Raw genomic sequence first — 6,703 nt, forward strand, 5'->3', positions numbered from 1 at the left:
ATTGTTGAATACTAGTTGTTGATCGAAACGCTATTCGCGCTTTCAAATGTATCGGTACCGGATATCACGACTTTGTCGCCGTCTTTCAAACCACTGAGAATTTCTACTGCAGAGATACTGGTTGCGCCCATTTTGATGGGGCGGCGCTGGGCAACACCGTTTTCGACGACATAGGCAAAGCGTCCACCGTCTGCTTCGACAAAGGGGCCGCGTGGCAAGATCATGACATTGGCTTTTTCTTCCATCAGCAAACGGGCTGAGACGCGCTGGCTTTGACGCAGGCCTTCAGGCTGTTTGTCGCTGAAACGCACTCTGGCAAGTATCTGGTTCTTTACCACTTCTGGCGAGATGGCGGTCAGGGTGCCCATGACCTTGTTATTGTTGATCATGATTTCTGCCTTCATGCCCAGGCCAAGGTCGGTCATATACGATTCCGGGATTTCGACTTCGACTTCAAGCTGCGACAGATCAACCAGTGTCATCAAGGCTGTATTGGCGGCCACTACGCTGCGGTTGGAAATCGCCAGGCTGCCAATGATGCCATCGACAGGTGCACGCAGTTTCAATTCATCGACTCGGCGTTTGGCAAAGTCCAGGGAGAGGCGCTGGCGTTGCAACTGGCTCATCTTGGTTTTTAATTCCAGCGTCACATCTTCGTTTTCCAGGTCGGCTGCCTGGGCTGCATGCTTGGAGCGTATTTCGGTAGATCGCATAGCATCCTGAGCTTTCAGGAAATCATTCTTGGCTACCACGCCAACAACGCCCGCAGCTTCTATGCGCTGGAAGGCGCGCTGGGCTGCTACGCGGTCTATCTCGGCCTGGTCGGCATCACGCCTGGCGATCAGTTTTTGTTTCTTCGCGAGGATTTGCTGGCGCGCGACTTCTGCTTCCAGTTGCTCGGTATTTGATTGTTCGCGTTTGAGCTGGTCGTTGAGGTCAGGGGACTCTATCTCGGCGACGATATCACCTTTCTTGACGGTGTCGCCCGCATTGGCTTTCAGTGTTACCGTGCCACCGGCGCTAGAGTACAAGGTCGGGCTGATGGCGGCAACAATACGGCCATTGACTGCCGCATCCCTGACCAGAGTGCCATGGCTGACGGTGGCGATGCGCAAGCGTGACGCATTGACAGACTGGCTGCTGCTGCGCCAGGCCGACATCAGTAATACCAGGCCAGTAACGCCCACCAGCGTGGCGACGCCAGCAATGATGATGCGCTTGCGTTTTTGTCCCTTATTGGCGGCCAACACCGTATCCTGGCCTGAAGTGTCTCTTATCATGATGTTTCCATTAAACAGTTTGCATACTGTTTAGCAGAAAGCGTGCCAGTTTTAAGTCATTGATTTATATGGGTATTTTATTGGTGCCTGATTGTCCACACTGTCCGCAGCCTTGTCCGTACAGCTAAGCGTACACAATAAAAAAATCCCGCCTGCTATGACGGGATTCTTGCTGAGTAGCAGAACAGGATTATTGCAAGGCCTGTTGATGCCGCATGACCTGATGCCTGTGCCAGTAATGGCCAGAGACGTTCTTGAATTCTTCGCGCACTTTCTTAATACCGGCGAGTTTCACCTTGGTCGATTTGGCACCCAGCATGCCTTTTTCAGGGTGCTTGATGGTCAGTGTGTCCGACAGCATGCCATCTTCATATTCATAGGTATCTACCCTGTCCCAGGCCAGCGGCTCGGTTTCATCGGGCAAGATCCAGCCTGCATAGGTCACTTGTATGGCTTTGCCCTCGCTCAGGGAAAATTCCACCGGTGGGAAGTAGCGCAACACCAGCGCCTCTTCTTCTTCATTGGCTGGTTCATAGCGGTAGGCCAGACTGTGTTCATGCGCCTGTGAAAAATCTTCTTCATAGCTGGTCCACAAACGCGCTTCAATTTCGTCGGCAACCTGTATATCGGCTGCCCAGGTTTGCGCCGGTATGCTGGTGACGATGGCACCGTAATCAGCTTCGGCTATCACATGGCCAACGTTTTTCATGCGCTCAGTCATCTTGGGGTGGCTGTCGTAAGGGTGCGGCACGCTCGCATGTTTCATGGTGTCGATGAAGGCGGACGAGCGCGCATATGGATGCAGGCCGGACGCCACAAATTGTGCAATCCCTACACTGGCACCATGTCTTTCATTGCGTGAAAACAGCTGGTTTTCGATTTCATTCCTGTAATTGGCATAAGCCGCAATCTTGATCAGTGAATAGGTGACTGCTGCAGGTGCAATCACTTTGGCGGCGATGCGGTCAGCCAAAAATTCACGGTCACGGCTATTGCGCGCAGAGGCAATTTCAAAAATCATGCGATACAAACACATCAGATAAAACACGGTAGGCACATGGGCGCTACGCATCTCAAAACAGTATTGATCATATTGTGCCAGCTTGGGGCCAAGCGCAGCGCTGTTTGCTGTGTCACCACCACGGAAGTGGGCCAGTTCATGCGCCAGCACGGCATCCGCTTCTGACTGGCTCAGCAGGCGCAACAGTGGGATACTGATGAACAGGCTGCGTCCACGCAGACTTCTGCCGCTGACATTCAGAGGGGATTCAGTGACAAAGAAATTGGCATCTATGCCCGCGACGATATTATCTGGCGCTGCTGTTTTCAAGCGTGCCGCCAGTTCACGTACGCGTTGCCACAAACCCGGCGCTGCCTGTTCAGAAATCAGCTCCCCCTGAATTTGATGATTACTGTTGACGCGTTTAAAGATGCTGACGATGACATAGAACACCGCAATTGCGACAAAGATGACAGCGACGGCTATCAGCTTGACGGAATAGCGGTTCATGAAATACGCCGTGACCCAGAATGACAACCACATCAGCATTGCGCCCTGCGCAATTGTTCCGGCAGTGCAACTCAAGGTCAGCACACGCCAGCCTGTGACAAAACTCAGGTACTGGGCTTTTTCATTGAGAAAGGCAAAAGCACCGAGCAAGAGCACACTGATCAGCAAGACTACACCACCGGCCATGGTCCAGGCCGAGACTTTTTTGGCCATAATGAATTGCCAGTTATCTGAATAGCGTGCGCATACACGCTCCCTGTAACTGGCGGCTTCGGCTATATTGCTGTCACAAATTTTAGACGGTGGGTATTGACGGAAAAATTCTTGTTGCTGGAATTTTTCTTCAGAAGTCAGCTTGCTGTCTGTATCAATTTGCTGCGATACAAAACTGAGGAATTTTTCATCCTGTTTGTTTTCCACATGTTGAGAAAACCAGTAAGTAAACGCAGGTATCAGGAATAGCGATAACAGCGAATACAGCAGTATTTTTGCCAAATCTTTTTTGAGAGACAATCCGTTAGACATAGGCGTAATTTATCCTGTTCATGAACATGCGGAGGGAACGATGCTGATGAACAGGCCACATATTAACCAGGCAAAAAAAGCTCAGCAGACAGGATTCCGGCAGACCTGAAAACATCGTCGTCAGATCAACAAAAGTATAAAAAGTATAGAGACATCATTTTGCTAAAACAATGAAACTAAAGTCTGCTTACAATTAATACAATTTGTGCTTTGCTGAAAAGAAATAAAACATCCCTGGCTTGTCCACAGCTTATCTACAACTTATCTACAGCCTATCTACAACTTATACACCGTTTTATACACAGGTACCGTTATGCTGCTGCGCGGCGGTTATACAGATAGCCGCAGCTCAGTGCGATTACGCCCAGCATCAGCTGCCAGGTGATAGACAAATTGTTTGCCACACCATTGAAACCGAATGCATCCATCATCGGGGCTTTTTTTGCATTCACCGCAACATAGATGCCAAACAGAAACAAGGACAAAAAAGTGCGCGGTGTCTTTGACAGGCGCCCCAGCAAACAGGCCACCGCACTCATACTGAAAATGCCACTCACTAAGGCCAGTGCCCGCATTGGCTCATGTGTTGGCTCATGCATTGATTCATGCATAAGCCAACGCAAACCGATGACACCCATCAACATCAAGCCCAGCAGTGTACTAGCTGCAAACTGCCGCAAATAACGCTGGGCAATACCGCCTGATACGGCGCCTGTCATTTCACCGGTAACAGCCTGATGGTCACGGCTGCTCAGATCACTGATGAGTATGCCCCAGATAGCGACGGTGATAGTCAATAGCCCTGGTAAAACTGCGCTTGGCAAAAACATGGATAACAAGGGGATGATTAATAAGGCCAGGCCAGCGACAGGCGTGGTCGCCACTGTCAGGGCAAGGTCCGCACATATTTGCCCGGCCAGACCTGGCAAGGCTCGCGCGAGGCGAAATAACGGTTGGCACAAGCCAGCGAAAGGGCGCAGTATTTGATTTAAATAATTAAGAGGAGAACGACGTTTGCGGGCCTGGCTGACTTTTACGCGATCAGGTGAAAACCTGTGGAACAAGGCGATCGCTGGTAGTAGTGGCAGCAAGGCCAACATCGCTGTGGCGCAACGCAGGGCCATTAATTTTCCAGACCACATGAAGGCGGGTAAAAGTATGGGGATGAATTTTGCATCAAAACTGGCAGTGCCCAAAGAGATATGTCTGGTACTGACATATAACTTCAGATGTGCCATCGATGTGGCTGCACCTATGAAATCGATATACATGTAAGGATTGATTTCACCGGCAATACCGCTATCTGCTTTATCCAGCAGGGCGATTTGTGCGACCCAGACAAAAAAGAAAATCACATCGCCGAGCTTACCCATCAAGGGTGAAAAACTGTCAAACAGGATGGCGCAACTGCAAACAAAAAATATCATGGGCAACAGCAGGGCCAGATAGGTTTGCAGATAGATGAGCAGTTCTAAGGGGCCTTCACCTCGTACCAGATGACAGACCAGCATGGCACCCATAAAGGCAGTGCTTAGCACCATCAGGTAAGCCACACCGCCCAGCCAGCGTCCCAGCAAAAAGATGCCATTGCTGACAGGAGTAGCGGCGATGACGGCACCACAGCCGCTGCGCATGTCTTCTGCAATACGGCCTCGTACCAGATAAAAACCAGCCAGGCCAAATAACAGGCTGGCCAGTGTTGCACTGCCAAAAGCCAGCGTGGAGCTGGTGTAGAGTACGCGGGTACTTTTTATGACCATCAGGGATGTACCCGATTGCGGATCAGGGATCATGACCCAGGCCAGAGCGATGACTGCCAGTATCGCGACCACGCTGCCCAGACGCCGCAGGCGCAGACGGGCTTCACTCAGAAGCAGAATGGTCAGTGTGTTCAGGGTGTTCAGTGTATTTGGCAGGGAAGGGCTCATGCTGCCAGCTCCTGTACCGCATAGCGTTGTGCCATCAAGGCCTCTTCCAGGCTGGGCGTAGCATGGCGTGCGCCTGCACATGGCTGGTGTGGATGGGCAATGCGCAAGCTCATTTGATCGCCCTGTTTTTGGCTTTGCAATACATGCACTTTATTGCGCAAGGTCTCATATTCATGGCTGGCAATGTCGGCAGTCCAGATTTGTCCATGTGCCTGCGCCAGGATGTCATCTGGTGTTGCATGGGCGATCAGTTTGCCCTGCCGCATGATGGCCAGTTGGCTGGCAATGCTTTCTACATCAGAGACGATGTGGGTAGACATGATCACCAGTTTCTTGAAACCCAGTTCACTCAATAAATGGCGGAAGCGCAAACGTTCTTCCGGGTCCAACCCGGCTGTTGGCTCATCAACGATGAGGATGTCAGGATCATTCAGCAAGGCCTGGGCAATACCGAGACGCCGCCGCATGCCGCCAGAGAAGCTTGAAGCCTGACGTTTAGCCTGTTCATGCAAATTCACCACTTCCAGCAAATGCCTGATCCTGGCTGGATCGCGCACACCCTTCAGGGCGGCAAAATATTGCATGAATTCTAGCGCTGTCAGGTTAGGGTAAATACCAAAATCCTGCGGCAGGAATCCCAGGCGCTGGCGTATGGCCTGCGGTTTCTTGACAATGTCCTGACCCTGGAAAAGTATGCTGCCGCTGCTGGGACGTGTCAGGGTCGCGATCATTTGCATGAGCGTGGTCTTGCCCGCGCCATTGTGTCCTATCAGGCCGATCACACCGTGACCGAGATTGAGTGACAAGTCATGGACTGCGGTCAGTTTTTTACCAAAGGTTTTTGTGACATTCCTGATTTCCAGCATCTCGCTCCCCTATCATTATTTTATTTGCATGGGCTAACTGTAAAGAAAAGCTGTTTGCCTTGCCCTGGCATTGAGACAGATTGCGTAAATCGCGGTATGAAATGGCTTTTACATGATATGTAATCCGTGCGGACTATATTTTCTGGAAAACGGTTGATGAGGCAATACAAGCCTATACTGACTTGTCACCAAGGCCTTGGTGTTCCCAGGAGTAAATCATGAGTAAAGTTCAACAAAGTAATAAAGAAACCAAGAAGCAGGCGGCCAGTACGCCTAAAGAAAAGAAAGCCGCCAAGCAAGCCAAGAAGGAAGCTGGAACGGCAATTCCATGGACACAGCGCACAGGCGCATAGTTTTGATCTGCACCAGGCTGGATATTTCAGCCTGGTGAGAATGGATGTATCAAAGACAGTCTATGCGCGGAGTTCCTTTAACAAGAAACTCCGCCCACCAAAAAATCAAACCGGCATAAACCTTGCCAGATACTCAGGCGAATTAATAAACTGCCCGATCAGCGTGACCACATCCGTCCCCGATTGCGCCAGCAGTGCATCAAACGTCGCCTGATCCGGCGCATGCCCCAAGAGACCAATG

Annotated in this window: 5 protein-coding genes; 1 reads left to right on the forward strand and 4 read right to left on the reverse strand. The window is 51.0% G+C overall.

Annotated elements, in window-relative coordinates:
• Positions 1 to 11: 11 nt before the first annotated feature.
• The 4 genes from ACO0LL_RS29460 to ACO0LL_RS29475 all read right to left on the reverse strand — a co-directional run bounded on the left by ACO0LL_RS29460 (position 12) and on the right by ACO0LL_RS29475 (position 6,109).
• On the reverse strand, positions 12 to 1,280 hold the full coding sequence (locus ACO0LL_RS29460; RefSeq protein ID WP_422954388.1) for an efflux RND transporter periplasmic adaptor subunit: 1,269 nt from the start codon (positions 1,278 to 1,280) through the stop codon (positions 12 to 14).
• Positions 1,281 to 1,470: 190 nt separating this feature from the next.
• Complete coding sequence (locus tag ACO0LL_RS29465) at positions 1,471 to 3,315, reverse strand: M48 family metallopeptidase (protein WP_422954389.1); 1,845 nt, start codon at positions 3,313 to 3,315, stop codon at positions 1,471 to 1,473.
• A 311-nt stretch (positions 3,316 to 3,626) separates the two neighbouring features.
• Positions 3,627 to 5,243 carry a hypothetical protein gene (locus ACO0LL_RS29470; RefSeq protein WP_422954391.1) on the reverse strand — a complete coding sequence of 539 codons (1,617 nt, stop codon included), beginning with the start codon at positions 5,241 to 5,243 and terminating at the stop codon, positions 3,627 to 3,629.
• Positions 5,240 to 6,109, reverse strand: a complete 870-nt coding sequence (locus ACO0LL_RS29475; RefSeq protein ID WP_422954392.1) for an ABC transporter ATP-binding protein — start codon at positions 6,107 to 6,109, stop codon at positions 5,240 to 5,242. Before ACO0LL_RS29475 ends, ACO0LL_RS29470 begins: the two co-directional genes overlap by 4 nt.
• A 218-nt stretch (positions 6,110 to 6,327) precedes the next feature.
• On the opposite strand from ACO0LL_RS29475, the gene ACO0LL_RS29480 reads away from it, so the two are divergent.
• A complete protein-coding gene (locus tag ACO0LL_RS29480; RefSeq protein ID WP_255431525.1) occupies positions 6,328 to 6,462 on the forward strand; it encodes a hypothetical protein in 135 nt (44 codons plus the stop codon).
• The last annotated feature ends 241 nt before the right edge of the window (positions 6,463 to 6,703 follow it).

This window comes from Undibacterium sp. TC4M20W, assembly GCF_049340245.1.
Taxonomy (GTDB): domain Bacteria; phylum Pseudomonadota; class Gammaproteobacteria; order Burkholderiales; family Burkholderiaceae_D; genus Undibacterium.

Bases quoted from the DNA above. Each gene is read 5' to 3' on its own strand.
- ACO0LL_RS29460 (WP_422954388.1), bottom strand. From the start codon at position 1,280: ATGATAAGAGACACTTCAGGCCAGGATACGGTGTTGGCCGCCAATAAG.
- ACO0LL_RS29465 (WP_422954389.1), bottom strand. From the start codon at position 3,315: ATGTCTAACGGATTGTCTCTCAAAAAAGATTTGGCAAAAATACTGCTG.
- ACO0LL_RS29470 (WP_422954391.1), bottom strand. From the start codon at position 5,243: ATGAGCCCTTCCCTGCCAAATACACTGAACACCCTGAACACACTGACC.
- ACO0LL_RS29475 (WP_422954392.1), bottom strand. From the start codon at position 6,109: ATGCTGGAAATCAGGAATGTCACAAAAACCTTTGGTAAAAAACTGACC.
- ACO0LL_RS29480 (WP_255431525.1), top strand. From the start codon at position 6,328: ATGAGTAAAGTTCAACAAAGTAATAAAGAAACCAAGAAGCAGGCGGCC.